24 protein-coding genes are annotated in these 26,722 nt (G+C 62.5%); 14 read left to right on the top strand and 10 right to left on the bottom strand.

Annotation, left to right across the window (positions count from 1 at the left end; translation table 11 throughout):
• Positions 1–21 precede the first annotated feature (21 nt).
• A complete protein-coding gene (locus H7993_RS01795; RefSeq protein WP_122477809.1) occupies positions 22–555 on the bottom strand; it encodes a DUF4174 domain-containing protein in 534 nt (177 codons plus the stop codon).
• Positions 556–586: 31 nt separating this feature from the next.
• Positions 587–1,471, bottom strand: coding sequence for an EamA family transporter (locus tag H7993_RS01790; RefSeq protein WP_197975811.1), 885 nt, complete (start codon positions 1,469–1,471; stop codon positions 587–589).
• Between the two features lie 195 nt (positions 1,472–1,666).
• Between H7993_RS01790 and H7993_RS01785 the strand changes: the two genes are divergently transcribed.
• From H7993_RS01785 to prpF, 10 genes are all read left to right on the top strand, one after another.
• Positions 1,667–2,092 carry a 3-isopropylmalate dehydratase gene (locus H7993_RS01785; RefSeq protein WP_185793226.1) on the top strand — a complete coding sequence of 142 codons (426 nt, stop codon included), beginning with the start codon at positions 1,667–1,669 and terminating at the stop codon, positions 2,090–2,092.
• Positions 2,093–2,139: 47 nt separating this feature from the next.
• Positions 2,140–2,862 (top strand): GNAT family N-acetyltransferase, encoded by a 723-nt coding sequence (locus tag H7993_RS01780; protein ID WP_185793225.1) that lies wholly within the window; start codon positions 2,140–2,142, stop codon positions 2,860–2,862.
• 76 nt (positions 2,863–2,938) lie between these two features.
• Positions 2,939–4,666: a gamma-glutamyltransferase gene (gene ggt, locus H7993_RS01775; RefSeq protein ID WP_185793224.1), complete on the top strand. Its 1,728-nt coding sequence runs from the start codon at positions 2,939–2,941 to the stop codon at positions 4,664–4,666.
• Between the two features lie 147 nt (positions 4,667–4,813).
• Positions 4,814–5,377 carry a type 1 glutamine amidotransferase domain-containing protein gene (locus tag H7993_RS01770; protein WP_185793223.1) on the top strand — a complete coding sequence of 188 codons (564 nt, stop codon included), beginning with the start codon at positions 4,814–4,816 and terminating at the stop codon, positions 5,375–5,377.
• Between the two features lie 33 nt (positions 5,378–5,410).
• Positions 5,411–6,487 carry an alkene reductase gene (locus tag H7993_RS01765; protein ID WP_185793222.1) on the top strand — a complete coding sequence of 359 codons (1,077 nt, stop codon included), beginning with the start codon at positions 5,411–5,413 and terminating at the stop codon, positions 6,485–6,487.
• A 130-nt stretch (positions 6,488–6,617) separates the two neighbouring features.
• Entirely contained in the window at positions 6,618–7,370 is a 753-nt protein-coding gene (locus H7993_RS01760; protein ID WP_244646817.1) for a GntR family transcriptional regulator, read from the top strand.
• Complete coding sequence (prpB, locus tag H7993_RS01755; protein ID WP_185793221.1) at positions 7,367–8,254, top strand: methylisocitrate lyase; 888 nt, start codon at positions 7,367–7,369, stop codon at positions 8,252–8,254. Before H7993_RS01760 ends, prpB begins: the two co-directional genes overlap by 4 nt.
• Before the next feature lie 41 nt (positions 8,255–8,295).
• Positions 8,296–9,423 carry a bifunctional 2-methylcitrate synthase/citrate synthase gene (gene prpC, locus H7993_RS01750; RefSeq protein WP_122477797.1) on the top strand — a complete coding sequence of 376 codons (1,128 nt, stop codon included), beginning with the start codon at positions 8,296–8,298 and terminating at the stop codon, positions 9,421–9,423.
• A gap of 162 nt (positions 9,424–9,585) precedes the next feature.
• Complete coding sequence (gene acnD, locus H7993_RS01745; protein WP_185793220.1) at positions 9,586–12,201, top strand: Fe/S-dependent 2-methylisocitrate dehydratase AcnD; 2,616 nt, start codon at positions 9,586–9,588, stop codon at positions 12,199–12,201.
• 10 nt (positions 12,202–12,211) lie between these two features.
• Positions 12,212–13,396 (top strand): 2-methylaconitate cis-trans isomerase PrpF, encoded by a 1,185-nt coding sequence (prpF, locus tag H7993_RS01740; RefSeq protein WP_185793219.1) that lies wholly within the window; start codon positions 12,212–12,214, stop codon positions 13,394–13,396.
• 17 nt (positions 13,397–13,413) lie between these two features.
• Here the strand turns inward: prpF and H7993_RS01735 are convergent, their stop codons facing one another.
• The 3 genes from H7993_RS01735 to H7993_RS01725 are packed head-to-tail and all read right to left on the bottom strand — an operon-like array spanning position 13,414 to position 15,504.
• Positions 13,414–14,112, bottom strand: a complete 699-nt coding sequence (locus tag H7993_RS01735) for a dihydrofolate reductase family protein (protein ID WP_185793218.1) — start codon at positions 14,110–14,112, stop codon at positions 13,414–13,416.
• Positions 14,113–14,169: 57 nt separating this feature from the next.
• Entirely contained in the window at positions 14,170–14,673 is a 504-nt protein-coding gene (locus tag H7993_RS01730) for a GNAT family N-acetyltransferase (protein ID WP_185793217.1), read from the bottom strand.
• A 45-nt stretch (positions 14,674–14,718) separates the two neighbouring features.
• A complete protein-coding gene (locus tag H7993_RS01725) occupies positions 14,719–15,504 on the bottom strand; it encodes a sulfite exporter TauE/SafE family protein (RefSeq protein WP_122477789.1) in 786 nt (261 codons plus the stop codon).
• A gap of 269 nt (positions 15,505–15,773) precedes the next feature.
• On the opposite strand from H7993_RS01725, the gene H7993_RS01720 reads away from it, so the two are divergent.
• From H7993_RS01720 to H7993_RS01710, 3 genes are all read left to right on the top strand, one after another.
• Entirely contained in the window at positions 15,774–16,496 is a 723-nt protein-coding gene (locus H7993_RS01720; protein ID WP_122477788.1) for a pirin family protein, read from the top strand.
• A gap of 163 nt (positions 16,497–16,659) precedes the next feature.
• The gene (moaA, locus tag H7993_RS01715; RefSeq protein ID WP_185793216.1) at positions 16,660–17,664 is read left to right on the top strand and encodes a GTP 3',8-cyclase MoaA; all 1,005 of its coding nucleotides are present in this window, start codon (positions 16,660–16,662) and stop codon (positions 17,662–17,664) included.
• A gap of 185 nt (positions 17,665–17,849) precedes the next feature.
• Positions 17,850–19,031 (top strand): acetyl-CoA C-acetyltransferase, encoded by a 1,182-nt coding sequence (locus H7993_RS01710; protein ID WP_185793215.1) that lies wholly within the window; start codon positions 17,850–17,852, stop codon positions 19,029–19,031.
• Positions 19,032–19,115: 84 nt separating this feature from the next.
• Here H7993_RS01710 and H7993_RS01705 read toward each other — a convergent pair whose 3' ends face one another.
• On the bottom strand, positions 19,116–21,581 hold the full coding sequence (locus tag H7993_RS01705) for an autotransporter outer membrane beta-barrel domain-containing protein (RefSeq protein WP_185793214.1): 2,466 nt from the start codon (positions 21,579–21,581) through the stop codon (positions 19,116–19,118).
• Between the two features lie 389 nt (positions 21,582–21,970).
• On the opposite strand from H7993_RS01705, the gene H7993_RS01700 reads away from it, so the two are divergent.
• Positions 21,971–22,273, top strand: coding sequence for an RcnB family protein (locus tag H7993_RS01700; RefSeq protein ID WP_185793213.1), 303 nt, complete (start codon positions 21,971–21,973; stop codon positions 22,271–22,273).
• Between the two features lie 43 nt (positions 22,274–22,316).
• Here H7993_RS01700 and cysG read toward each other — a convergent pair whose 3' ends face one another.
• Genes cysG through H7993_RS01680 form a run of 4 tightly spaced genes read right to left on the bottom strand, consistent with a single transcriptional unit; the run spans position 22,317 to position 26,712 of the window.
• Complete coding sequence (gene cysG, locus H7993_RS01695) at positions 22,317–23,708, bottom strand: siroheme synthase CysG (protein ID WP_122477780.1); 1,392 nt, start codon at positions 23,706–23,708, stop codon at positions 22,317–22,319.
• On the bottom strand, positions 23,709–24,989 hold the full coding sequence (gene serS, locus H7993_RS01690) for a serine--tRNA ligase (protein ID WP_185793212.1): 1,281 nt from the start codon (positions 24,987–24,989) through the stop codon (positions 23,709–23,711).
• A 26-nt stretch (positions 24,990–25,015) separates the two neighbouring features.
• The gene (gene crcB / locus H7993_RS01685) at positions 25,016–25,390 is read right to left on the bottom strand and encodes a fluoride efflux transporter CrcB (protein ID WP_122477777.1); all 375 of its coding nucleotides are present in this window, start codon (positions 25,388–25,390) and stop codon (positions 25,016–25,018) included.
• A complete protein-coding gene (locus tag H7993_RS01680; protein WP_122477775.1) occupies positions 25,387–26,712 on the bottom strand; it encodes a replication-associated recombination protein A in 1,326 nt (441 codons plus the stop codon). Before H7993_RS01680 ends, crcB begins: the two co-directional genes overlap by 4 nt.
• Positions 26,713–26,722 lie beyond the last annotated feature (10 nt).

The following is a 26,722-nucleotide window of genomic DNA, read 5'->3' as shown; positions in this document are numbered from 1 at the left end:
GCGGCGTAGAGCGCTGACGGATCAATCGTCGAGCGGCTGCGGCGCCTTGCTCGGCTTGGCCGCCTTGCCCGGCTTGCTGGCGGGCTCCTGTGCAGCAGGCACTGCCGCCGCGGGTGCACTGGCGTCCTTTTCCGCTGCCGGCAACTGGTCGATGGTGCTGAACAGCTGTGAAGGCTCGACGTAACCCGCCTGTTCGAGCTTCTTCTCGCCATCCTTGCCCAACAGCACGAACTTCTGGCTGGACCCGGCACCCAGTTTCAAGTCGCGGATCAGCGACATGGTGGCCTGTGGGTCGAGATCCTTGCCGTCACGCTGGCCGATGGTATTGATCACGGTGTACAGGACCATGCCGCGCTGCTTGAAGCCGTCGCGGTTGGCGGGTTCTTCCAGCGCCTTGCGCAGCTTCAGCAGGTTGGGATCCACCGAGCTGGGAGCAATGACCACCAGCGGCCGGGCCCTCCCGCGGTCCTGGGCCAGGGGGCTGTCGCCATCGGCGGCCAGCAAGGGCGCCGCGAACGCGAACAGTGTGGCGAGGGTCAGCGACCGGATCATCATGCTGCATCTCCTTGACGTATCGATGGCCTCATCATTGCAGAGATTTCGCCTCGGTGCGACCCGTGCCCAGGCGGCTGAACAGGCTGCTGCCGAACACGTTGATCAACAGCCCGACCATGACCAGCGCTCCACCCCACCACTGCAGGGCACCCAGGCGCTCGCCAAGAATCCAGGCCGAAGAACTCAAGCCTACCACCGGCACCAGCAATGAAAACGGCGCTACCTTGCCGGCCGGATAGCGCGACAACAGCTTGCTCCACAAGCTGTAGCCAAGCACCGTAGCTACCGCAGCCAGATAGACCAGGCTACCGATGGATTTCCAGCCGATGCCCAACAGCGATTGCTGGATCAGTGCCGGACCTTCCAGCCACAGCGACAAGGCGAAGAACGGCAAGGGCGGAATCAATGCGCCCCAGATCACCAGAGCGACCAGGTCGATGTTGCCGAAGCGGCGGGTGATGACATTGCCCATCGCCCACATCGACGCTGCGCACAGGGTCAGCAAGACCGCCATCAACGGCGTGGCCTGATCGCTTTCCAGGCCGATCATCGCCAGCCCTCCAGCCGCCACCAGCAAGCCCACCACGCTGGCGGCGCGCAGGCGCTCGCCAATGAACAGCGCAGCGAAGAACAAGGTGAAGAAGGCCTGGGATTGCAGCACCAGCGAGGCCAGGCCGGCGGGCATGCCATTGGCCATGGCCTCGAACAGAAACGCGAACTGGCCCAGGGAAATGGTCGCGCCATAGGCAATCAGCCAGCGCAGTGGCAGGTTCGGCCGGCGGATGAAGAACACCGCGGGAATCGCCACCAGGGTGAAGCGCAGGCCGCCCAGCAGCATCGGCGGCAAGCCATCGAGACCGTAGCGAATCACCACGAAATTCAAACCCCAGACAACGATCACGACCAGGGCCAACATCAGGTCTCTAGGTGCCACGGTACCTCCACAGGTTCAGGTCAGTCCGTACGGATAAGCCCAACCATTCTTGCCTATCGCGGACCCTGGCGGGAACCTGTTTCAAAACTTTTCTGAAGCTGGCCACGTTGCGAGTGTTCGGCACCCCTTCTCGCTTGAGCTAGAGTGGGAGCACAGTGCCCTATGAGGAATCGAACGATGCGTGTGTTCTGGATGATGCTGGCCGCGGCAAGCCTGTCGGGTTGTACCTCGTTTCGCGCTGATTCGGAGCACCTGAAAGCCGTGCCGGCCGAACGGCTGTCGGCCTGGCAACAAACGCTGTCGCCATCGAGCGAGCTGGTGGTGGACCGTGATATCGGCATGCTGGGCGGCGGCTGCTACGTGGCACTGCTGATCGACCGTGAACCCGCCGCGCTGCTGGCCGTGGGTGAAGTGGCGACCTTTCACCTGCCACCGGGCGAACACATCGTCGGCATCACCACCGACAAGCAGGGTGGCCTGCTGTGCAGCAAAGGCCGCCTGAACCGCGAACTGCGCCTGCAGGCGCAGCCCGGCGAGCGCCAGCACCTGCGTATCGTCAGCGAAGCCAAGACAGGCTTCGGCATCGTGCTGGATCCGCGCTGAGGTCGGTGCAACCTTATTGCCTCACTCTGCTCACGTCAGGAGTCGTCATGCCCAGCAACCAGAACAGCCGCAACGAGCACCACCAGCCTGTCGGTCACGCCCTTCCCGAGTGGAGCCCTCGCCCTCGCCCGGCCCACGACGTCATCGAAGGACGCTATTGCCGGCTCGAGCCACTGAACGCTGCGGCCCACGCCGAAGAGCTGTTCAGCGGCTATTGCCAACAGACCGATGGCAGCGACTGGACCTACCTGCCGGTCGGCCCGTTTGCCGACCTGGACAGCTACCGCAGTCACCTGCAACACGCGGCAGCCAGCCAGGATCCACAACACTGGGCGGTGATCGACCTGCGCACCCAGCGCGCGGTGGGCACCTTGGCCTTGATGCGCATGGACCCGGCCAATGGCGTCATCGAGGTCGGCCATGTGACGTTCTCGCCGCTGATGAAACGCACCCCTCTGTCGACCGAAGCGCAGTACCTGTTGATGCGCCGGGTGTTCGACGAACTGGGTTACCGCCGCTACGAGTGGAAATGCGACGCCCTCAACGAGCCCTCGCGCAAGGCCGCGGCACGGCTGGGCTTCAGCTTCGAAGGCATCTTCCGCCAGGCGCTGGTGTACAAGGGTCGCAACCGCGATACGGCCTGGTTTTCCATCATCGACAGCGAATGGCCGGCGCTGCGCGCAGCCTTCGAGCGGTGGCTGGCGACGGATAACTTCGATGCTGCCGGCCAGCAGCTGACGGCGTTGGCCGCCGGCCGCCAGCAACATTGAGAAACACGGCTATTCTTGCGATTGGCGAAGCCATTCGCTTTTTTGCTCCCCATCCGCAGAAGAAGAGAGCCACCTCTTGAAACTCGAACCCTTGCCCAAGTCGCTGATCGCCCTTGCGTTCGCGCTGGTGCCCGCCTGTACGTTCGCCGCTTCTCCCGCCCCCGTCGCTGCCGAGAACGGCATGGTCGTCACCGCACAGCAACTGGCCACCCACATTGGCGTGGATGTGCTCAAGGACGGCGGCAATGCCGTCGATGCCGCCGTGGCCGTAGGCTATGCCCTGGCCGTGGTCTACCCGGCTGCGGGCAACATCGGCGGCGGTGGCTTCATGACCCTGCAGATGGCCGATGGCCGCAAGACCTTCCTCGACTTCCGCGAGAAGGCACCGCTGGCCGCCACCGCTGACATGTACCTGGACAAGGCCGGCAATGTCATCGAGGGCCTGAGCACCGATGGCCACTTGTCGGTAGGCATACCCGGCACGGTGTCGGGCATGGAGCTGGCGTTGCAGAAGTACGGCACCTTCAAACGCGCCGATCTGCTGGCGCCGGCCATCAAGCTGGCAGACGAAGGCTTCACCCTGGCCCAGGGCGATGTCGACCTGTTGGAAACCGCCACCGAGGACTTCCGCAAGGACAGCCAGGATTCGGCAAAGATCTTTCTCAAACAGGGCCAGCCGTTCAAGGCCGGCGAAAAGCTGGTGCAGAAGGACCTGGCGCGCACCCTGCGGGAAATCTCCGAGAAGGGTAACGCCGGGTTCTACCAAGGCTGGGTGGCCAAGGCCATCGTCGATTCGAGCCAGGCGGGCAAGGGCATCATCACCCAGGCCGACCTCGACAAGTACAAGACCCGCGAACTGGACCCGATCGAGTGCGACTACCGTGGCTACCATGTGGTGTCCGCGCCACCGCCCAGTTCCGGCGGCGTGGTCATCTGCCAGATCATGAACATCCTCCAGGGCTACCCGATGGCCGAGCTGGGCTATGGCTCGGCGCAGGGCATGCACTACCAGATCGAAGCCATGCGCCACGCCTACGTGGACCGCAACAGCTACCTGGGCGACCCGGATTTCGTCAAGAACCCCATCGCGCACCTGCTCGACGCCAACTACGCGACCAAGCTGCGCGACAGCATCGCACCGAACAAGGCCGGCGTTTCCGCCGACATCAAGCCCGGTGTGGCTCCCCATGAGGGCAGCAACACCACCCATTACTCCATCGTCGACAAATGGGGCAACGCGGTGTCGGTGACCTACACCCTCAACGGCTGGTTCGGCGCGCGGGTCATGGCCAGCGGCACCGGCATCCTGCTCAACGACGAAATGGACGACTTCACCTCCAAGGTCGGCGTGGCCAACATGTACGGGCTGGTCCAGGGCGAGGCCAACGCGATCGCGCCGTACAAGACGCCGCTGTCGTCCATGAGCCCGACCATCGTCACCAAGGACGGCAAGCCAGTCATGGTGCTCGGCACGCCCGGCGGCAGCAGGATCATCACCGCCACCTTGCTGACCATGCTCAACGTGATTGACTACGGCATGGACATTCAGCAGGCGGTCAATGCACCGCGCTTCCACCAGCAGTGGATGCCCGACGTCACCAATCTGGAAAACTTCGCCATCAGCCCCGACACACGCAAGATTCTCGAAAGCTGGGGGCACAAGTTCGGTGAGCCCCAGGACGCCAACCACCTGGCCGCCATCCTGGTAGGCGCGCCGGCACTGGGCGCCAAACCGGTGGCCAACAACCGTTTCTACGGCGCCAACGATCCCCGCCGTAACACCGGTCTGGCCGCTGGCTACTGACCCGGCGTGCGCACGGGCAGGTCTGCAGCCAGGCCTGCCCGCCCACCGCACCGAAGACGAATCCGCCTGAACTTTCCATTTTCCCCTGTGCTCAGATTTTCTGATCGCCTGGCGTGCCAGGCACCCACTGAGCCGAGGAAGACCTTCATGAGTACTCAACTGCAAGGCAAGAAAGTCCTGTTCATCACTGCCAACACCGGCATCGAACGCGACGAACTGCTCAAGCCTCTCGAAGCGATGCGCGAAGCAGGCGCCACCGTGACCCACGCTTCGAGCGAAGGCGGCACCGTGCAGACCTTCCAGCAGGACACCGAGAAAGACCGTACCGTTGAATCCGACGGCAAAATCCAGGGCCTGAACGCCAGCGACTTCGACGCACTGGTGATTCCCGGCGGCACCGTGAATGCCGACACCCTGCGCCAGGACACCGATGCCCAGCAACTGGTCAAGGCATTCGCCGACGCTGGCAAGGTCGTGGCTGCCATTTGCCATGGTCCATGGCTGCTGATCAATGCTGGCGTGATCCCCGGCAAAACCCTGACCTCGTACCCCAGCGTCAGCCTCGACCTGACCAACGCCGGTGCCGCTGGCTGGGTGGATCAAGAGGTCAAGCAGTGCGGTGCCAACGGCTGGACCTTGATTACCTCGCGCAACCCGAAGGATATCCCGGCCTTCAATGACGCCATCATCAAAGCCCTCGCCACCGCCTGAGCCGCCTTTCAACCCACAGACCAGGGAGACCAGATGCCTTCTTTATTCGACCCGATCCAGGTCGGCGCGCAGAAACTGCCCCACCGGATCCTGATGGCGCCGCTGACCCGCGGCCGTGCCACGCGCAACCATGTACCCACCGACTTGATGATCGAGTACTACACCCAGCGTGCGAGCGCCGGGTTGATCATCACCGAAGCCACCGGCATCACTCAGGAAGGACTGGGCTGGCCCTACGCGCCAGGCATCTGGAGCGACGAGCAGGTCGAGGGCTGGAAGAAGATCACTGCAGCGGTGCATGAGGTCGGTGGCCGCATCGACCTGCAGCTGTGGCATATGGGCCGCATCGTTCACCCCAGCTTCCTCGGTGGCGCGCAGCCGGTTTCCTCATCGGCAACCACTGCGCCAGGTCAGACCCATACCTACGATGGCAAGCAGCCCTATGTGCAGGCGCGTCCGTTGGGCATCCACGAAATTCCACGGTTGCTCGACGACTACGAGCATGCCGCGAAGAACGCCATGCGTGCCGGCTTCGATGGCTTGCAGATCCATGCGGCCAATGGTTATTTGATCGATCAGTTCCTGCGCGACAACAGCAACTTCCGTGACGATGCCTACGGCGGCTCGGTGGAAAACCGCATCCGCCTGCTGACCGAGGTCACTCAGCGGGTTGTCGACACCATCGGTGCCGAGCGCACCGGCGTGCGCCTGTCGCCCAACGGTGATTCGCAGGGGGTCAACGACAGCGATCCGGAAACCCTGTTCTCGGCTGCAGCCGCTGCGCTGGACAAGATCGGCATCGCCTACCTGGAACTGCGTGAGCCACCGCTCGACGGTACCTTCGGCAAGGCCGACCGCCCGCCCGTGCATCCGGTCATCCGCAAGGCCTTCAGCCGCACACTGGTGCTCAACTCCGACTACACCCATGAGAAGGCGCAGGCCGCGCTGGACGCAGGTGAAGCAGACGCCATCGCTTTCGGCCGACCGTTCCTGGCCAACCCTGACCTGCCCCATCGGTTCGCCGAAGGCTTGCCGCTGAACAAGGACGTGATGGAAACCTGGTACAGCCAGGGGCCCGAAGGCTACGTGGACTACCCCACAGCCGAGTGAGCGCAGCACGGTATCGGGGGCCAGTGCCCCCGGTCACTACCAAGGATTGTCGACACTTGACCTGTGACGTATTGACTGGCCGCTTAAACAGGGCTATTTTTTTGTCACTACCTGCCCAGGTGTCGACAATATGTCTGCCACGTCTGTTTCGTTGCACGTCCTGCCCAACAATGACGCTCCGCACGTTTCCAGTGTTGCGGGTGAAACCGAGACGCTTTCGGAAAACGTCTTCCGACGTATCCAGGCGGCCATCGTCAACGGCGAAATAGCCCCTGGCAGCAAGATTTCCGAGCCCGAACTGGCACGCACCTACGGCATCAGCCGCGGTCCCCTGCGTGAAGCCATCCACCGCCTCGAAGGCCAACGCCTGCTGGTGCGCATTCCGCACGTCGGTGCGCGGGTGGTATCGCTCAACCACGCCGAACTCATCGAACTCTACGAAATCCGCGAATCGCTTGAAGGCATGGCCTGCCGGTTGGCCGCCACGCGCATGAGCCAGGTGCAGATCGACGAACTGCGCGAGGTGCTGGCCACCCATGAGCGCGATGCCGCGTTCCAGGCCGGCGTCGGCTACTACCAACAGGAAGGCGATTTCGACTTCCACTACCGGATCATCCAGGGCAGCGGCAACAGCACGCTGGTGCAGATGCTGTGCGACGACCTCTACCAGTTGGTGCGCATGTACCGGATCCAGTTCTCGGCCACGCCCAACCGCCCCCATCAGGCTTTTGCCGAACACCACCGTATTCTCGACGCCATCGCCGAGCGCGATGGCGAATTGGCCGAGTTGCTCATGCGCAGGCACATCGCCGCGTCCAAGCGCAACATCGAGCGCCATTACCTGGAACCCAACCACAACAACACCCCAGGAGCCCAACCATGAATCAGCCGTCCAGCCCCGGCCAACGTTTCCGCCAGGCACTCGCCGAAGAGTCACCCCTGCAGGTGGTCGGCACCATCAACGCCAACCACGCACTGCTCGCGCAGCGGGCCGGCTTCAAGGCCATCTACCTCTCTGGAGGCGGCGTCGCGGCGGGCTCGCTGGGCCTGCCCGACCTGGGCATTACCGGCCTGGACGATGTGCTCACCGACGTGCGCCGCATCACTGACGTCTGCGAGCTGCCGTTGCTGGTCGATGTCGACACCGGTTTCGGCTCGTCGGCGTTCAACGTTGCGCGCACCGTCAAGTCGATGATCAAGTTCGGCGCGGCGGCCATGCACATCGAGGACCAGGTGGGCGCCAAACGCTGCGGCCATCGGCCGAACAAGGAAATCGTCTCACAGCAGGAGATGGTCGATCGCATCAAGGCGGCCGTGGACGCCCGCACCGACGACAGCTTCGTGATCATGGCGCGCACCGACGCCCTGGCGGTGGAAGGACTGGAGTCCGCCCTGGACCGCGCCGCCGCCTGCATCGAGGCAGGTGCGGACATGATCTTTCCCGAAGCCATCACCGAATTGCAGATGTACCAGCTGTTCGCCAGCCGGGTGAAGGCGCCGATCCTGGCCAACATCACCGAGTTCGGCGCCACACCGCTGTTCACCACCGAGCAACTGGGTGGCGTTGGCGTGGGCCTGGTGCTTTACCCACTGTCTGCGTTCCGCGCCATGAACAAGGCGGCCGAGAACGTCTACACCGCGATACGCCGCGACGGCACTCAGCAGAATGTCATCGACACCATGCAGACTCGCATGGAGCTGTATGAGGCAATCGATTACCACGACTTCGAGCGCAAGCTGGACGTACTGTTTGCGCAGAAAAAATGATCACTGCATTCCAATAACAAATCCAAGATCGGAGAAAACCCATGGCCGAAGCAAAAGTACTCAGTGGCGCTGGCCTGCGTGGCCAAGTGGCCGGACAGACCGCCCTGTCGACCGTCGGCATGCCCGGTGCCGGGCTGACCTATCGTGGCTATGACGTGCGCGAACTGGCCGAACATGCCCTGTTCGAGGAAGTCGCCTACCTGCTGCTGCATGGCGAGCTGCCCACGCCTGCCGAACTGGCTGCCTACCAGGGGAAGCTGCGCAGCCTGCGCGACCTGCCGCAGCCGTTGAAGGAAGTGCTCGAACGCATTCCGTCGAGCACCCATCCGATGGACGTGATGCGCACCGGCTGTTCGTTCCTCGGCACGCTGGAGCCTGAGCGCAACTTCGGCCAGCAGGAACACGTGAGCGACCGCCTGCTGGCGGCTTTCCCGGCGATGATGTGCTACTGGTACCGCTACAGCCACCATGGCGTGCGTATCAGCTGCAGCAGCGACGAAGAGACGTTCGCCGGGCACTTCCTGTACCTGCTGCATGGCAAGTCGCCGAGTGAATTGCACAGCAAGGTGATGGACGTATCGCTGATTCTCTACGCCGAGCACGAATTCAACGCCTCGACCTTCACCGCCCGCGTCTGCGCATCGACCCTGTCGGACATGTATTCATGCGTGACCGCCGCCATCGGCTCGTTGCGCGGCCCGCTGCACGGCGGCGCCAACGAGGCGGCGATGGCGATGATCCAGAAGTTCGCTTCGCCCGAGGAGGCGGTGCGCGGCACCTTGGCCATGCTGGAGCGCAAGGACAAGATCATGGGTTTCGGCCATGCCGTGTACAAGGACAACGATCCGCGCAACGAAGTGATCAAGGGCTGGGCGAAGAAGCTGAGCGAAGAAGCGGGCGACAAGGTGCTCTACCCGGTGTCCGAGGCCATCGACAAGACCATGTGGGAACAGAAGAAGCTGTTTCCCAACGCCGACTTCTACCATGCCTCGGCCTACCACTTCATGGGCATCGCCACCGAACTGTTCACCCCCATCTTCGTTTGCTCGCGGGTGACGGGCTGGGCGGCGCACGTATTCGAGCAGCGCGCGAACAACCGCATCATCCGGCCCAGCGCGGAGTATGTCGGCGTGGAACAGCGCGCATTCGTGCCCCTGGATCGTCGCTGACCTGGCGGGCCTCTTCGCGGGTAGATGGCTCGCCGCCCGCCCCGCTCCCACAATCCTCCGAATCTGGAGCTGGGTTTTATGTGGGAGCGGGCTCTGCCCGCGAAGGCCGCCCCGCCGAACTTTTGCCATGCCTGACCATGCCTTGCACCGTGAGCCGACCTGATGAACACACAACACCGCAAGTCCCTGCCGAACTCGCCACTGGACTATTACGACGCCCGAGAAGCCGTCGAAGCCCTCCAGCCAGGCGCCTACGCCACCCTGCCCTACACCTCCCGCGTACTCGCCGAAAACCTGGTGCGACGCTGCGACCCCACCACCCTCGACGCCTCGTTGCGCCAGCTGATCGAGCGCAAGCGCGACCTGGACTTCCCCTGGTACCCGGCGCGCGTGGTGTGCCATGACATCCTCGGCCAGACCGCGCTGGTCGACCTCGCCGGCCTGCGCGACGCGATTGCCTCCCAGGGCGGTGACCCGGCGCTGGTCAACCCGGTGGTGCCGACCCAATTGATCGTCGATCACTCGCTGGCGGTAGAAAGTGCCGGCTTCGACCCCCAGGCGTTCGAGAAGAACCGCGCCATCGAAGACCGTCGCAACGAAGACCGCTTCCATTTCATCGACTGGACGCGCAAGGCCTTCAAGAACGTCGATGTCATTCCACCGGGCAACGGCATCATGCACCAGATCAATCTGGAGAAGATGTCGCCGGTCATTCAGGTTCGCGAAGGCGTGGCCTTCCCCGACACCTGCGTCGGTACCGACAGCCACACGCCCCACGTCGACGCGCTGGGGGTGGTTGCCATCGGTGTCGGCGGCCTGGAAGCCGAAAGCGTCATGCTCGGTCGTGCCTCGTGGATGCGCCTGCCCGAGATCGTCGGCGTCGAACTGACCGGGCAGCTGCAACCCGGCATCACCGCCACCGACATGGTGCTGGCCCTGACCCAATACCTGCGCCAGCAGAAAGTCGTCGGTGCCTACCTGGAATTCTTCGGCGAAGGCGCGCGCGAGCTGACCCTGGGCGACCGCGCCACCATCTCCAACATGGCCCCGGAATACGGCGCCACGGCGGCGATGTTCGCCATCGACCAGCAGACCATCGACTACCTGCGTCTGACCGGCCGCGAGGAGCAGCAAGTGCAGTTGGTCGAAGACTACGCGCGCCTTACCGGCCTGTGGGCCGACAGCCTGGACGCCGCCGTCTATGAACGCGACCTGAGCTTCGATCTGTCGGGCGTGGTGCGCAACATGGCTGGCCCGAGCAACCCCCACGCGCGGGTGGCGACCAGCGACCTGGCCGCCCAAGGCATCGCCGGCCCCTGGACAGACGTGCCAGGGCAGATGCCGGACGGCGCGGTGATCATCGCCGCCATCACCAGCTGCACCAACACCAGCAACCCGCGCAACGTGATCGCCGCCGGCCTCTTGGCGCGCAATGCCAACCGCCTGGGCCTGACCCGCAAGCCCTGGGTAAAATCATCCCTGGCACCGGGCTCGAAAACCGTGGCGCTGTACCTGGACGAAGCCGGCCTGACCGAGGAACTGGAAACCCTGGGCTTCGGCATCGTGGCGTTCGCCTGCACCACCTGCAATGGCATGTCCGGCGCGCTGGACCCGGTGATCCAGCAGGAGATCATCGAACGCGACCTGTATGCCACGGCGGTGCTCTCGGGCAACCGCAACTTCGACGGGCGCATCCACCCGTATGCCCGGCAGGCCTTCCTCGCCTCACCGCCTTTGGTAGTCGCCTATGCCATCGCCGGCACCATCCGCTTCGACATCGAAAAAGACGTGCTCGGGTTCGATCCGCAGGGTCACCCCATTCGGCTCAAGGACATCTGGCCCAGCGACGAAGAAGTCAACGCCGTGGTCAAGTCGTCGGTGAAACCGGAGCAGTTCCGCCAGGTGTACATCCCCATGTTCGCCATTCACGAGGACACCGGGCCGAAGGTCGCGCCCCTCTACGACTGGCGCCCGGCGAGCACCTACATCCGTCGTCCGCCCTACTGGGAAGGTGCCCTGGCCGGCGAGCGCACGCTCAAGGGCATGCGCCCCCTGGCCGTGCTGCCGGACAACATCACCACCGATCACCTGTCGCCGTCCAACGCGATCATGCTCGACAGTGCTGCGGGCGAATACCTGGCCAAAATGGGTCTGCCCGAAGAAGACTTCAACTCCTACGCCACCCACCGCGGCGACCACCTGACTGCCCAGCGCGCGACGTTCGCCAACCCCAAGCTGTTCAATGAAATGGTGGTGGAAAACGGCAAGGTTCGCCAAGGCTCGCTGACCCGCCTGGAACCCGAAGGCCAGGTGATGCGCATGTGGGAAGCGATCGAAACCTACATGCTGCGCAAGCAGCCGCTGATCATCATTGCCGGGGCCGATTACGGCCAGGGTTCCTCGCGCGACTGGGCGGCCAAAGGCGTACGCCTGGCCGGGGTCGAGGCAATTGCCGCCGAGGGCTTCGAGCGCATCCACCGGACCAATCTGGTGGGCATGGGTGTGCTGCCGCTGCAGTTCGCTGCCGGCACCGACCGCAAGACCCTGGGTATCGACGGCACCGAGGTGTTCGACGTGATCGGCCGACTGACACCCCAGGCGCAGGTGACGCTGATCATCGAACGGCGTAATGGCGAGCGCCTGGAAGTGCCGGTGACCTGCCGACTGGACACTGCCGAAGAGGTCTCGATCTACGAAGCCGGTGGTGTGCTGCAGCGCTTCGCCCAGGATTTCCTGCAGGCCACCGCGCCTGCTCCCCATGCCGCCGGCGCTCACTGAGGACAGCTCCATGACGCAGATTCGCATTCCCGCCACCTACATGCGCGGCGGCACCAGCAAAGGCGTGTTCTTCAACCTCGCCGACCTGCCCGAGCCGGCGCGCCAGCCAGGGCCGCTGCGTGACGCCCTGCTGCTGCGGGTGATCGGCAGCCCGGACCCGTACGCCAAGCAGATTGACGGCATGGGCGGTGCCACCTCGAGCACCAGCAAGACGGTGATCGTCAGCCCGAGCAGCCAGCCGGGGCATGACGTCGACTATCTGTTCGGCCAGGTGTCCATCGACAGCGCGTTCGTCGACTGGAGCGGCAACTGCGGCAACCTGTCCGCAGCCGTCGGCCCCTTTGCCATCAGTACTGGCCTGCTCGATCCTTCCCGCGTCCCCCACGACGGCATCGCCACGGTTCGCGTGTGGCAGGCCAATATCGGCAAGACGATCATCGCCCATGTGCCCATGAGCGGCGGAGTGGTACAGGAAACCGGTGATTTCGAACTCGACGGCGTGACGTTCCCGGCCGCCGAGGTGCAACTGGAGTTCATCGATCCGGCTGCCGAGGCCGAGGGCGCGGCGGGGGCGATGTTTCCCACCGGCAACCTTATCGACGTGCTGGACGTGCCGAACGTGGGTCGTTTCGAGGCGACCCTGATCAACGCGGGCATTCCGACCATCTTCATCGACGCCGTCGCCCTGGGCTACAACGGCTGCGAACTGCAGGAGGCGATCAACGGCGATCCACAGGCCCTCGCTCGTTTCGAAACCATCCGCGCCCATGGCGCGCTGCGCATGGGCCTGATCACTCGCCTGGAGGATGCACAGACGCGCCAGCACACGCCGAAGGTCGCTTTCGTCGCACCACCGGCCAACTACCTTGCGTCCAGCGGCAAACCCGTTGCCGCTAGCGATATCGACCTGACCGTACGCGCCCTGTCGATGGGCAAGCTGCACCACGCGATGATGGGCACTGCGGCGGTGGCCATCGGTACCGCCGCGGCCATCCCCGGCACCGTGGTCAACCGCGCGGCCGGGGGTGGCGTGCGCAGTACGGTGTGTTTCGGCCATCCATCGGGCACCTTGCGTGTCGGCGCCCAGGCCAACGAAGTCGCGGGCCAGTGGCAAGTGACCAAGGCGATCATGAGCCGCAGCGCGCGAGTCTTGATGGAAGGCTGGGTACGCGTGCCCGCGCAGACCCTGGCCTAGCTACGCGCGTCCGGCCTTCAGCCCGGCAGTGCTTGCTGCCGGTAGCGCAGCCACACCGCACCGCCCTCCTGCACTTCGGCACTGTCCAGGGCCAGGTAGGTCGGCTGCTGCCATTGCCCGGCGTCGATCTCGAACGACGCCGGGTGCTCGCCGCGGCCGTCTACCAAGGGCAGCAGCAGGACACTGATTTCATCGACCAGTCCTGCATTCACGAAGGAGCCACTGACATGCGGTCCGCCTTCGACGACCAGGCGCTTGATGCCCAATTCACGGCCGAGAATGTCCAGCACTCGACTCAAGTCTAGGGTGTCCTGGCCGCCGAAAATGTAGGACACCTGGATCGACTGCAGATAGGCCAGGTAGTCGTCGCTGACGCCTTCGGTCAGTACTTCCACGATGTGCGAGTCCAGCGCCGTGTTGGATTTCCAACCGACCTTGCCCTTCGGGTCGATGGAAATGGCATAGGCGCTCGCCGCGCGATCGGCAAAGTACGCGGTGCGCGCAATCGGCCCGGTGGCCAGGCCGGACGGATAACCCTCGTCGTGGGCGATCTCCTGCATGGTCACCCGGCCACAGGCCCAGGCATCGAACTCGAACTGTTTGGCCAACTGCTCGTACAGCTCACCTGCGGCGTTCTTGAACGGCCGCGCCCAACCGTCGGTCAGCGCATGACCATCGACGGAAGACATCATGTGGCAGATTACATAGGGCTTCATTAGCGGCTCCAAGGCGTTCGGTATGTCTATCACCGACCGGCGCCCCTGGCCGTTGGTTCAGCTTGAAGCGGCGCAGCTCATGTGCGTCGTCTGCCAGATTGGATCGGACTCGACGTCGAGCACCTCGAACCCTTGTTTCTGCCAGAAGGCGATGGCTCCGGGCAGGAATGGGTGAGTGTGCAGGTACAGGGTTCGCACACCTGCCGCACGCGCCTGCGCCAGCAGGGCTGCATACAGCGCCTTGGCCACGCCGGCGCCACGACAGCTGGGCGAAACGAACAACCGGACGACCTCGACGGTGGCCTCGAGCGGCAGCTGCAGCTGATTGAAGCGCTGGTCGTAGGGCAGGTAACCGATGCTGCCTACGATCTGACCCGCCTGCCAGGCCAGCAGAAAACAGCCTTGGGCGGAGCCCAGGTAAACCTCGGCAAAGCGCGCCAGGTCATGCGGCACTTGCGTGGCATCCAGCTGCGGAAAGATCGAGGCCCGCGCAGCCATGACGTAATCCAGGGTTGCAGCGACCTGATCCGATCGCACTGGGCGAATGTCTATCGCGTTCATGGAATCTGCTCTGCACATGAGATAACCCGCGCCGGTGGGAGGGGCTCAGAAAGCAAGCTTGAAACCGATCAGCAGCAGCATCACCGCCAGGCAAGGCCGCAGGATGTCGTCCGACACCCGCCCGGACAGATGGCTGCCCAGCCAGATGCCCGGCAGCGAGCCAAGCAGCAAATGGCCAAGCAACGACCAGTCCATGTTGCCCATACTGGCGTGGCCCATGCCCGCCACCAGGGTCAGGGGCACGGCGTGGGCGATCTCGGTGCCGACCAGGCGCCGCGTCGCCAGGAACGGATACAGCAGGAACAGGGCCACCGTGCCCAGCGCACCGGCGCCGATGGACGTGAGCGAAACCATCACACCAAGGACCACGCCGGTGATCACCGTCAGCCCGTTGAGGGTGCTGGCACTGAGGTTGTAGCGGTCGCCGGCATGGCGGCTGGCGAAGGCCTGCAGGCGCTTCTTGAAGAGGATGGCGAACGCGGTCAGGAACAGCACCGCAGCCAATGCCTGCTTGATCACCGCGCCCATGGCCTGCGGTTCGGCATCCAGGCTTTTCAGATACCAGAGCACCAGCGCCGCTGCGGGCACGCTGCCCAGCGCCAGCCAGCCGGTGATCTTCCAGTCGATGTTCTTGTTGCGCCCATGCACCCAGACGCCGCTGGCCTTGGTGATGGCGGCGTACAACAGGTCGGTGCCGACGGCCGTGGCCGGATTGATGCCGAACCACAGCAGGATGGGCGTCATCAGCGAGCCGCCGCCCACACCCGTCATGCCGACGATGAAACCGACCACCAGCCCGGCCACGGTGAAACCCCAGGTACCTACGTCCATTCTTACGTCCTACACATCAGATTCAGCATCGCGGGAGCGGTAGCCGGGCGGCAGGATAACAATTTCTGATATAGCCAATTATAACTATGCAGCATTAGCTTATAACCGCCACTCGATCACGCAAAGCAAGCCTGCACTTCATGACTGTCAACCTGAGCGCGACAGTCCTGCGCTGCAGGGACGATTTATCCCGGCGCGGCGAACGCATAATCTCTACCCATCGCACAGCACCTCCAACGCTGCGCCCCCACCAGAATCGGGAGAACACCATGCTCGCACTTCGCAAAGCTTCGGACCGCGGTCTCGCCAATCATGGCTGGTTGCAATCCTTCCATACCTTTTCCTTCGGCCACTACCGCAACCCACAGGAGCAGGGCTTCTCCGACCTGTTGGTGATCAACGACGACCGGGTCAGCGCCGGCAAGGGTTTCGGTCAGCACCCGCACCGCGACATGGAGATATTCTCCTACGTGCTGCAAGGCGCGCTGGCGCACAAGGACACCTTGGGCACCGGCTCGGTCATTCGCCCAGGGGACGTGCAGTTGATGAGTGCTGGCCACGGCGTGGCCCACAGCGAGTTCAACCACAGCGATGTCGACCCCGTGCATTTCCTGCAGATCTGGATCGTACCCGAGCAAGCAGGCGCCGAGCCTCGCTACCAGCAGGAACACTTCTCGCCCGAGCAGAAACGTGGCCGCCTGCAACTGATCATCTCGCCCGATGGCGCGCAAGGCTCGCTTGAAGTGCGCCAGGATGCGCGGGTCTACGCCGGCCTGTTCGACGGCGCGGAACAGGCCACGCTGACGCTGGCGGACAACCGCTACGCCTATGTGCACGTCGCCACGGGCAGCGTCGAACTCAACGGCCAGCGTCTGAATGAAGGGGATGGCGTGCGCCTGCGCGAGGAAACCGTGCTGCGGTTGACCAACGGGGTCGACGCCGAGGTGCTGGTATTCGACCTGCGCCCCAACGAGTTGCCGCAGATGCCATGATCGGGCAGTGCACCGGGGGCCGATCAATCCTGTCGATGACCGCATTGAAAAAAGCGATTGGCTTGACCCCGGTGTGGCGCGTACCTTCAAGGTCTGTATTTTTTTTGCAACGCCTGCATGGCGTTGGCAGTCGAAATGGTCATGCCCTTTACTGGTACCCCCGATGCACACCCCTGAGCGCACCCTGCACGATGGCTTCGCCCGCAAAGTCGATTACCTGAGGTTGTCGGTCACCGATCGCTGCGATTTTCGCTGCGTGTACTGCATGGCCGAAGACATGACGTTTCTGCCGCGCCAGCAGATCCTCAGCCTCGAGGAACTCGAGCAGGTGGCCGCAAGCTTCGTCGCCCTGGGGACTCGCAAGATTCGCCTGACCGGAGGGGAACCGCTGGTGCGCTCGGGCATCGTTGACCTGTGCCGACGCATCGCGGCCCTGCCCGGCCTGCAAGAACTGTGCATGACCACCAATGGCTCGCGCCTGGAAGCCCTGGCCCAGCCGTTGTTCGACGCCGGCGTCAAGCGCCTGAACATCAGCCTGGACAGCCTCGATCCAGCGCGTTTTCGTGAGCTCACTCGTACCGGCGACCTGAACAAGGTAATTGCCGGCATCGACGCGGCCAACGCGGCCGGATTCCACCATACCAAGCTCAACTGCGTGGTCATGCAGGGTCGCAACGACGACGAAGTCGTCGACCTGGTGACCTTTGCCATCGACCGCGGCCTGGACATTTCCTTCATCGAGGAGATGCCCCTGGGGGCCATCAGCGAGCACAGCCGCGCCGAAGCCTTCTACTCGAGTGATCAGGTACGCGCACGCATCGCCGAGCGTTACGAGCTGCTGCCGTCCGCCGACTCCACCCAGGGCCCGTCGCGCTACTGGCGCATCCCCCAGGCGCCGGGCACGCGCATCGGTTTCATTTCCCCGCACAGCCACAACTTCTGTGCGACCTGCAACCGCGTGCGCCTGACCGTCGAAGGCCGTCTGCTGCTGTGCCTGGGCAACGAGCATTCGGCAGACTTGAAAAGCGTGCTGCGCGAGCACCCCGGCCAACCCGAGCTGCTCGAGCAGGCGATTATTCAGGCCATGCAGCTCAAGCCGTGGAGCCACAACTTTCGCCTCGACGATGACGTGCAGGTAGTGCGCTTCATGAACATGACTGGCGGCTGAGTGCGGGCGCTGGTCTGTGGCATTGTTCTGCTTTTCTTATAAACCCGTTTGAAAATGCAACTTATCAAATCAGTGCACAGGGCCGACAATCACTCTGTGCCGTCGCTGTGTGTCCGGTACGTTGAGCGGTGCCATCCGCTTCCTACAAGAACAAGGCCACCGGCCGCCCTACCGAGGACTCCTTCATGCAAGACGTCGTTATCGTTGCCGCCACACGCACCGCCGTCGGCAGTTTCCAGGGCTCGCTGGCGAGCGTACCCGCCGTCGAGCTGGGCGCTGCGGTGATTCGCCGACTGATCGCACAGACCGATCTGGATCCTGCACAGGTCGACGAGGTCATTCTTGGGCAGGTGCTTACCGCGGGCGCCGGGCAAAACCCCGCGCGCCAGGCGGCGATGTTCGCCGGCCTGCCCAGCGCCGTGCCGGCCATGACGTTGAACAAGGTCTGCGGTTCAGGGCTCAAAGCCGTGCACCTGGCCGCCCAGGCCATCCGCTGCGGCGACGCCGAGGTGATCATCGCCGGCGGCATGGAGAACATGAGCCTGGCGCCTTACCTGCTGCCGGCCGCACGCACCGGTCTGCGCATGGGCAATGCCGCGCTGGTCGACAGCATGATCAAGGACGGCCTGTGGGATGTCTTCAACGACTATCACATGGGCATTACCGCAGAAAACCTGGCCGAACAGCACGGCATCAGCCGCGAAGCCCAGGATGCGTTCGCTGCGCAGTCCCAGCAAAAGGCCGTGGCGGCCATCGAAGCCGGTCGTTTCGTCGATGAAATCACCCCCATTGCCGTGCCCCAGCGCAAAGGCGAGCCCGTGCAGTTCGCTGTAGACGAGCAGCCCCGTGCCGACACTACGGCGCAAAGCCTGGGCAAGCTCAAGCCGGCCTTCAAAGCCGACGGCAGCGTCACCGCTGGCAATGCGTCGTCGCTCAACGATGGCGCCGCGGCCGTGCTACTGATGAGTGCGACCAAGGCCCAGGCACTGGGCCTGCCGGTGCTGGCACGCATTGCCGCCTATGCCAATGCCGGCGTGGATCCGGCGGTGATGGGCATCGCTCCGGTGTCGGCCACTCGCCGCTGCCTGGAGAAGGCCGGCTGGAGCCTCGAGCAACTGGACCTGATCGAAGCCAACGAAGCCTTCGCGGCGCAGGCGCTGTCGGTTGGCCAAGTGCTGGGCTGGGACGCCGACAAGGTCAACGTCAACGGCGGCGCCATTGCCCTGGGTCACCCGATAGGGGCTTCCGGCTGCCGGGTACTGGTCACCTTGCTGCACGAGATGCTGCGTCGCGATGCCAGCAAGGGGCTGGCCACCCTGTGCATTGGCGGTGGGCAAGGTGTAGCCCTGGCTCTGGCGCGAGACTGATCCGGCAGCAGGCAACACGCACTGGCCAGCGTGTGGTGAATGGATGGAGAATGGCACGCTCAGCCTTGGTGTAGTTCGACCTACCTAAAACCCGTAGGTCAAACTCACCTCGGCAACACTGTCGCTGTAATTTCGGCCACCGAATCGATGGCCAACTGCCCCGCTCAGGCCAAGTCGAGAAGTTACTTCGCCCTCCACACCCAGCTTTATTTCTCCAACATCCCGATACCCATCCTGGGAGATTTTCACACGATCCATATTGACACTATATACCTTGTCACTGTGAATCCATCCCGCCTCTACGTAGGGCTTGATCTCAGTCCCTGCTGATGAGCCGCGATCTATATTTTTCAGAAATGCTCTCACTGCCAAATGAGTGTAAATACCGCTCTCATTACCAAATCTCACCACGGTTCCATTCCGCTCAATGTGATCTTCAGCTTTTATGTTGGACCAAGCCAATTTCATTTTGGGCTGAATGTAAAATGAAAAACCGCGGAACTTGGAAACCTCCATCACACGGCCAACTTCTACCGAAGCAACGGGACCACGAGACTTGTACTGCTCGCCATTTAAACCCTCACCTTTTACCGAATTATCGAACCAACTGTACTGAAGTACACCGTCGATATAAGCACCCATTTCATCTACGGCATCTTCGTACCAAGTACTATAAACGCCTATTGAGTAGCCTGAAACTCGCCCTTTTGAGTCGTATGAATTAAGTTTATATGAAGTGTCGTTGGTGCCGCTGCCATAACCTGCCAATGCGCCTACTCGCCACCCTCCTCCTTTCCCTGTCGCCCCTGATGCAATATCACTACCTATCATCACAGCCTGACGGTCGGAGTGAGTACTCAGCTGACCGCTGACATCTACGCCCTGGGCATACCCCCTGATAGTTTTCATCCACAAACGCGTTGTCTTTTGCTCGCCACTCAGTGGATCAGTGTAATCTCGCGAGCCGGGCCGATCCTCCAACCTGGTTTCAAACAAAGCATTTGCCATCGCGAGATTTGCAGAGTAAGACCCCGCCTCAGGCCGAATAGTTTGCGACTGAGGTATTTCTGGCACCTCAGAAGTTCCACTGTCCAAATACCAATTCCCACTATTGGCGCCTTCCCCCCTTACGAGACGATAATCATAAGCCCCGGCTACGATTCGGCCGGCCTGCTCGAACTGAGCTAAAGAATTGCCCTGGACGGTGATAAGTTCTATCCCGTTCAGTGTCGAGGCACCTGATCCGCCCAAATTATTGACGCTAACTTTTGTAAGACCAGAAGTATCCCCCAAGACTACCAAGCGATCCGTCACGGATTCATCGCCATTTAGCACTGAGTTGAAAATCAACAATCCATTGCCTCCTGTATAATTCCCATCAATTGTGAGTACCGCACCAGCACGCGGCCCTTGCAACGAAACAACACCACTATTGGTCAACCCTCCCAACGTTTGGCCGTATCCATTGAGCGATAAGGCCCCGCCTTCAAATACAGTGTAATCAGAGTTCTTACTGAAGACATTCATACCTCCTGCCTCAAGCACTCCACCCACTAATTTAGTCAACCCACTGTATGTGCTCTCACCGGTCAATATCGTTCGGCCTTTTGCAATCAACGCTGAACCACCTCCTTTAATAGCCGCTGCAAACTCATAATCCGATGCAGTATGGTTAAAAACAATACTGCCATCGCCGGCACCGAGCCAAACGCCCTCGGTTGAGTTCAGCGAACCCGCTTCGGACGGAGCGTCAATATTTGAAGAACCTATGTAAAGCACTCCGCTTGAACCAGCGGCATCCGCCAAAACCAGCTTATTGGTGTGTAGCTCACCTTTATTCTGAAGCGTGAGCATGCCACTGCCACCTTTACCCACAACCGTAACTTCAGCCGCATTCACGGTCGAGCCGTCCCCCGAAACAATTAAGTCCCCAGCCGAGTTGCTTGCTCTACCGAGCGTTATAGAGCCTACACCTGCCCCCACAACATTTATAACGCTCCCTCCAGTAACGCTTACGCTACCCTGCGAAAAGTCTTCCCCACCGACATCTAGCGTGTTCTCGACAGATAGAGAGCTGCCATTACTTACCACTACGCTACCGATCGAATCCCCTTCTACTCCGACCTCGAGCGACTCACCTACAGAAACACGCGCCGCGCTATCTACAACCAGGAGGCCTTTACCATTGACCCCCACTTTGGTGTCTCCTGTACTATTCCAGCGAGAACCTGATCCGGAGACAACCACCACTCCCTCAGAACCGGCGTCAACACCCAGTTGACCAGATCCAACTCCCACTGAATGACTTGTCACTTTTGCGCCGTTTGTAATATTCACTCGTCCGTACCCATACGTACCGACATTCAACCCATTCCCGATAGTCGGACTAAAGGGAATATTAAAATTCAACGGATCAGGGCCATTGACAGATAGAGCAACAACATCTTGCGGCATCACAAACATCCACGCCAGCCCAGAGCATTGTAGAATTTTGTTTTTTATAGCCATTTCAACCGCCCACCAATATTTGAAACCGACGAAATTCAGCACTCACTGGCATCCTGTATTCCATACATGACACACACGCAAAATGACGCATTTATTTTTCAACAACTTTAATCGTCGCAAGGCGGAGAAAAATAGAGGAAATTTCCCATGCTTAGCTAATGTAATGCAAAGTTACATTTTTGGAACAGATGGGAGCTTGCGTGCGTTGCCTTTGCGCATTTTCTTACTTGCTGTCGAAGCTTTTTCAAGTACGCTTGGCATGCTGTACAATTGGCATACTAAGGTTGATTCGGTTGAAAAAATCGAGATCTCAGACTGGAAGACGTCAAGCTCAGCCGTCTCTTCGGAACCTGTTCACCACATTGCGTGGCCTCTGGTTCCGCGTTGATCGTTGCAGCTTGGCCAATAGGTTGATTAGAGGAAGTTCCCCCATGACCCGCATGCTGTTCGCTTCGCTGTGCATCACCGGCGCTCTGTTGTCGGCCGCATCGCCTGTCACGCTTGCCATCGAGGTATTCCGCCCGCCCGGCAACGCCACCGAGCTGGTTTCCCTGGGCAAGGGCGACCGTGTTCCGGCAGCCTATGCCCAACCCGATTCAGCTTTCATCGGGTGGAAATCCTCGGGGCTCAAGCAACCCGACCCGGACAGCCAGTGGGTGCAGATCGGCGACAACTTCGTACTGGTCCGACGCAGCAACGCGGTGATTCAGGACATCCAGCCCATTCCCAAGTAACGGCTGTCGCCTGTCAGCGACACCCGGCGCCGGTCTGTGCTCGTCAGCGATACTGCGCGCCGTCGAACCAGGCGAGTTTCTCGCGCAGCACCACCACTTCGCCAACGATGACCAGCGTAGGTGCATGCACCTCATGCTCGGCGACCATCCGCGGCAGGTCCGCCAGGGTGCCGGTGAACACCCGCTGGTTTACCGTGGTGCCCTGCTGGATCAACGCCGCCGGTGTATCCGCGCCGCGACCGTGGCGAATCAGCTGTTCGCAGATGATCGGCAGGCCGATCAGGCCCATGTAGAACACCAGCGTCTGCCCTGGGGACACCAGATCGTGCCACGGCAGATCACTGGTGTTGTTCTTCAAGTGCCCGGTGACGAAACGCACAGATTGCGCATAGTCGCGGTGGGTCAGGGGAATGCCGGCATACGCCGCACAGCCGCTGGCTGCGGTGATGCCCGGTACCACCTGGAATGGGATACCGTGGGCCGCCAATTCCTCGATCTCTTCGCCGCCCCGGCCGAATATGAACGGATCGCCGCCCTTGAGACGCAGCACGCGCTTGCCCTGCTTGGCCAAGGCCACCAGTTGCTGGTTGATCTGGTCTTGCGGCAAGGCATGCTCGGCGCGACGCTTGCCGACATACACACGTTCGGCGTCCCGACGACACAGGTCGAGGATCGCCGGCGCGACGAGGCGGTCGTAGAGCACCACATCGGCCTGCTGCATCAAGCGCAGGGCGCGGAAGGTCAGCAAGTCCGGGTCACCGGGGCCAGCGCCCACCAGATAGACCTCACCGGGGGCATGGGGCGGTGCACCGTCGACCTTCGCCTGGAGCATGCGTTCGGCCTCGGCGCCCTGCCCGGCCAACTGGCGATCGGCGATCGGGCCCTGGAACACTTCCTCCCAGAACGCACGGCGCTGGGTAACATCCGGGTACAGCGCCTTGACCTTCTGCCGAAAGCGCGCTGCCAGGCCGGCCAGCTCGCCATAGGTGGATGGAATCCAGGTTTCCAGCTTGGCGCGGATCAGCCGCGCCAGGACCGGTGCGTCGCCGCCACTGGACACTGCCACCACCAAGGGTGAGCGGTCGACGATGGCCGGAAAGATCACCGTACACAGTGCTGGCGCATCGACCACATTGACCGGCACACAGCGCGCGCGGGCATCGGCCGACACCTGGGCGTTGAGCGGTTCGTCATCGGTGGCGGCGATCACCAGCACGCAGCCGTCCAGATCGCTGCTCAGGTAACCCCTGTCGAGCATCTGCCCGCCGCTGCCGCGCACCAGATCGGCAAGCTGCGGGTCGATGCTCGGAGCGACCACGCGCAACACCGCGCCAGCCTCGGCCAGCAGGCGCGATTTGCGCAGGGCGATCTCGCCCCCGCCTACCACCAGCACCTGGCTGTCGCGCAATTTGTGGAACAGCGGCAGAAACTCCATTTAGCCGATGACCTCGAGGCCGCCCATATAGGGCTTGAGTACTTCGGGCACGCGGATGCTGCCGTCGGCCTGCTGGTAGTTCTCCAGCACGGCCACCAAGGTGCGACCGACTGCCAGGCCCGAACCGTTCAAGGTATGAACCAGCTCGGGTTTGCCTGTCTCGGGGTTGCGGAAGCGTGCCTGCATGCGCCGCGCCTGGAAATCCCCGGTGTTGGAGCACGAGGATATCTCGCGGTACTTGTCCTGGCTCGGCACCCAGACTTCCAGATCGTAGGTTTTCACCGCACTGAAGCCCATGTCGCCGGTGCACAGGGCCAGTACCCGGTACGGCAACTCGAGCGCCTGCAGGATGCGCTCGGCGTTGGCAGTCAGGCTTTCGAGGGCTTCCATGGATTTCGACGGTTCGACCACCTGGACCATCTCGACCTTGTCGAACTGGTGCTGACGGATCATGCCGCGGGTATCGCGGCCCGACGCGCCGGCTTCGCTGCGGAAGCACGGCGTGTGGGCGACGAACTTGAGTGGCAGCAGCTTGGCATCGAGGATTTCGCCGGCCACGATGTTGGTCAGCGACACTTCGGCTGTGGGGATCAGGTACAGATCGGCTTCACCTTCACGGCTGATCTTGAACAGGTCTTCCTCGAACTTGGGCAACTGACCGGTGCCCTGCAAGGCCGGGGCCTGCACCAGGTACGGGGTGTAGGCTTCTTCGTAGCCGTGTTCGCTGACGTGCAGGTTGATCATGAACTGCGCCAGTGCGCGATGCAGGCGCGCAATCGGCCCACGCATGATGGCAAAGCGTGCGCCGGACAGCTTGGCAGCCGTCTCGAAATCCAGGCCACCCGACTTGCCACCGAGGGCAACGTGGTCCTGCACCGGAAAATCGAAGGTGGTCGGCGTTCCCCAGCGGCGGACCTCGACGTTGCCGTCTTCGTCCTCGCCGATCGGCACCGATTCGTGGGGCAGGTTGGGAATGCCCAGGGCAATACCGTCGAGCTCGCCCTGCAGCTGTTCCAGCTCCGCCTTGCCACGACCCAGCTCCTCGGCAATGGACTCGACCTGCGCTTTCAGCGCGTCGACATCGCCGCCGCTTTTCATCACCTGGCCAATGGACTTGGACAGCGCATTGCGCTCGGCCTGCAGTTGTTCGGTGCGGGTCTGCACGGTCTTGCGCTGGGCTTCCAGCGCCTCGAGGCGCGCCACATCCAGGACATAGCCACGGCTGGCAAGGCGATCCGCTACGTCCTGAAGCTGGCTACGTAACAGTTTGGAATCGAGCATGTCGGTCTCTCGTTTATCAGTATTGGTCAGATTTTAGTCAGTGCCAGGCCGGCCCAGGTGGCCAGCAGGCCGCCGAATACGCTCACAGCGCAGTAGCCCATGGCAACCAGCCCCTGGCCGCTTTCGAGCAGGCGCACGGTGTCCAGCGAAAATGACGAGAAGGTGGTCAGGCCACCCACGAACCCCACCATCAATCCCGAACGGATCTCGACCGGAATGTCCGGGCGAATCATGAACAGGCCATACAGGTAGCCGATGATCAGGCAACCGATGATATTGACGGCCAGCGTACCGGTATAGAACAGACGTGGCCAGTTCGCATTGATGTAGGTCGCGGTGAACAGGCGCAGCAGTGTGCCGACCACCCCACCCAGGGATACCGCGACAATGGTCGGGATCACGCCTTTCTCCGCCGCCGTGGACTGCTGTCGTCCAGGCTGGCGAGGTGCTTGAGCTTTTCGCCTATCTTCAATTCCAGGCCGCGCGGCACGGGACGATAGTAGTGGCGTGGGCTCAATTGCTCGGGGAAGTAGTCTTCGCCGGCTGCATAGGCGTCGGGCTCATCGTGGGCATAGCGGTACTCGTCGCCGTAGCCCAGCTGCTTCATCAGTTTGGTCGGGGCGTTGCGCAAATGTAGTGGCACTTCCAGCGAGCCATGTTCGGCCGCCTCGCGCATCGCCGCCTTGAAGCCCATGTACACGGCATTGCTCTTGGGTGCACACGCCAGGTAAACGATGGCCTGGGCCACCGCCAGCTCGCCTTCGGGGCTGCCCAGGCGCTCCTGCACATCCCACGCCGACAGGCACAGCGGCAGCGCCCGCGGATCGGCATTGCCGATGTCTTCGCTGGCCATGCGCACCACCCGCCGCGCCAGATAGAGCGGGTCGCAACCGCCGTCGAGCATGCGTGCGAACCAGTACAGCGACGCATCCGGATCGGAGCCGCGCACCGATTTGTGCAAGGCCGATATCTGGTCGTAGAACGCCTCGCCGCCCTTGTCGAAGCGTCGGCGGGTATCGCCGAGCAGGCTCTGCAACAGCTCGACGCCTATTTCCTCGCCGTCCTCGGCAAGGTCGGAGGCATTCTCCAGCAGGTTGAGGATCCTGCGTCCGTCACCGTCGGCAGCGGCCATGAGCATGGCAAAGGCCTCGTCGCCCAGGCGCAGTCGGCGCTTGCCCAGGCCGCGTTCTTCGTTCAGCGCACGGTCGACCAGACGCCGCAGCGCCGCCTCGTCGAGGCTCTTGAGCACATACACGCGGGCTCGCGAGAGCAAGGCGTTGTTGAGTTCGAACGAGGGATTTTCGGTGGTGGCGCCGATGAAGATCAGCGTACCGTCTTCCACGTAGGGCAAGAACGCATCCTGCTGGGACTTGTTGAAACGGTGCACTTCATCGACGAACAGAATCGTGCGACGGCCATACTGGCCCGCCTGCTGCTTGGCCACCTCGACCGCCTGGCGAATCTCCTTGACCCCGGCGAGCACCGCCGACACGGTTTCGAAGTGAGCATCGGACACCTTCGCCAGCAGCCGTGCCAGGGTGGTCTTGCCCACGCCCGGTGGCCCCCAGAAGATCATCGAGTGCAGGGCGCCCTGCTCCAGTGCCTCGCGCAGCGGCTTGCCGCGGGCGAGCAGATGCTCCTGGCCGACGTATTCGTCCAGGTTGCTGGCGCGCAGACGCGCGGCCAGCGGCTGGGCAATGGGATCACTGCGAAACAGGTCCATGGGGCGACAA

Source organism: Pseudomonas baltica, from assembly GCF_014235765.1.
GTDB classification, from domain to species: Bacteria; Pseudomonadota; Gammaproteobacteria; order Pseudomonadales; family Pseudomonadaceae; genus Aquipseudomonas; species Aquipseudomonas baltica.
This window is presented reverse-complemented; position numbering and strand designations above follow the sequence as displayed.

What these genes read in the sequence shown, in the direction of transcription:
- H7993_RS01795 (WP_122477809.1), bottom strand. Translation starts at nt 555, where the DNA reads ATGATGATCCGGTCGCTGACCCTCGCCACACTGTTCGCGTTCGCGGCG.
- H7993_RS01790 (WP_197975811.1), bottom strand. Translation starts at nt 1,471, where the DNA reads ATGTTGGCCCTGGTCGTGATCGTTGTCTGGGGTTTGAATTTCGTGGTG.
- H7993_RS01785 (WP_185793226.1), top strand. Translation starts at nt 1,667, where the DNA reads ATGCGTGTGTTCTGGATGATGCTGGCCGCGGCAAGCCTGTCGGGTTGT.
- H7993_RS01780 (WP_185793225.1), top strand. Translation starts at nt 2,140, where the DNA reads ATGCCCAGCAACCAGAACAGCCGCAACGAGCACCACCAGCCTGTCGGT.
- H7993_RS01770 (WP_185793223.1), top strand. Translation starts at nt 4,814, where the DNA reads ATGAGTACTCAACTGCAAGGCAAGAAAGTCCTGTTCATCACTGCCAAC.
- H7993_RS01765 (WP_185793222.1), top strand. Translation starts at nt 5,411, where the DNA reads ATGCCTTCTTTATTCGACCCGATCCAGGTCGGCGCGCAGAAACTGCCC.
- H7993_RS01760 (WP_244646817.1), top strand. Translation starts at nt 6,618, where the DNA reads ATGTCTGCCACGTCTGTTTCGTTGCACGTCCTGCCCAACAATGACGCT.
- prpB (WP_185793221.1), top strand. Translation starts at nt 7,367, where the DNA reads ATGAATCAGCCGTCCAGCCCCGGCCAACGTTTCCGCCAGGCACTCGCC.
- prpC (WP_122477797.1), top strand. Translation starts at nt 8,296, where the DNA reads ATGGCCGAAGCAAAAGTACTCAGTGGCGCTGGCCTGCGTGGCCAAGTG.
- acnD (WP_185793220.1), top strand. Translation starts at nt 9,586, where the DNA reads ATGAACACACAACACCGCAAGTCCCTGCCGAACTCGCCACTGGACTAT.
- prpF (WP_185793219.1), top strand. Translation starts at nt 12,212, where the DNA reads ATGACGCAGATTCGCATTCCCGCCACCTACATGCGCGGCGGCACCAGC.
- H7993_RS01735 (WP_185793218.1), bottom strand. Translation starts at nt 14,112, where the DNA reads ATGAAGCCCTATGTAATCTGCCACATGATGTCTTCCGTCGATGGTCAT.
- H7993_RS01730 (WP_185793217.1), bottom strand. Translation starts at nt 14,673, where the DNA reads ATGAACGCGATAGACATTCGCCCAGTGCGATCGGATCAGGTCGCTGCA.
- H7993_RS01725 (WP_122477789.1), bottom strand. Translation starts at nt 15,504, where the DNA reads ATGGACGTAGGTACCTGGGGTTTCACCGTGGCCGGGCTGGTGGTCGGT.
- H7993_RS01720 (WP_122477788.1), top strand. Translation starts at nt 15,774, where the DNA reads ATGCTCGCACTTCGCAAAGCTTCGGACCGCGGTCTCGCCAATCATGGC.
- moaA (WP_185793216.1), top strand. Translation starts at nt 16,660, where the DNA reads ATGCACACCCCTGAGCGCACCCTGCACGATGGCTTCGCCCGCAAAGTC.
- H7993_RS01710 (WP_185793215.1), top strand. Translation starts at nt 17,850, where the DNA reads ATGCAAGACGTCGTTATCGTTGCCGCCACACGCACCGCCGTCGGCAGT.
- H7993_RS01700 (WP_185793213.1), top strand. Translation starts at nt 21,971, where the DNA reads ATGACCCGCATGCTGTTCGCTTCGCTGTGCATCACCGGCGCTCTGTTG.
- cysG (WP_122477780.1), bottom strand. Translation starts at nt 23,708, where the DNA reads ATGGAGTTTCTGCCGCTGTTCCACAAATTGCGCGACAGCCAGGTGCTG.
- serS (WP_185793212.1), bottom strand. Translation starts at nt 24,989, where the DNA reads ATGCTCGATTCCAAACTGTTACGTAGCCAGCTTCAGGACGTAGCGGAT.
- H7993_RS01680 (WP_122477775.1), bottom strand. Translation starts at nt 26,712, where the DNA reads ATGGACCTGTTTCGCAGTGATCCCATTGCCCAGCCGCTGGCCGCGCGT.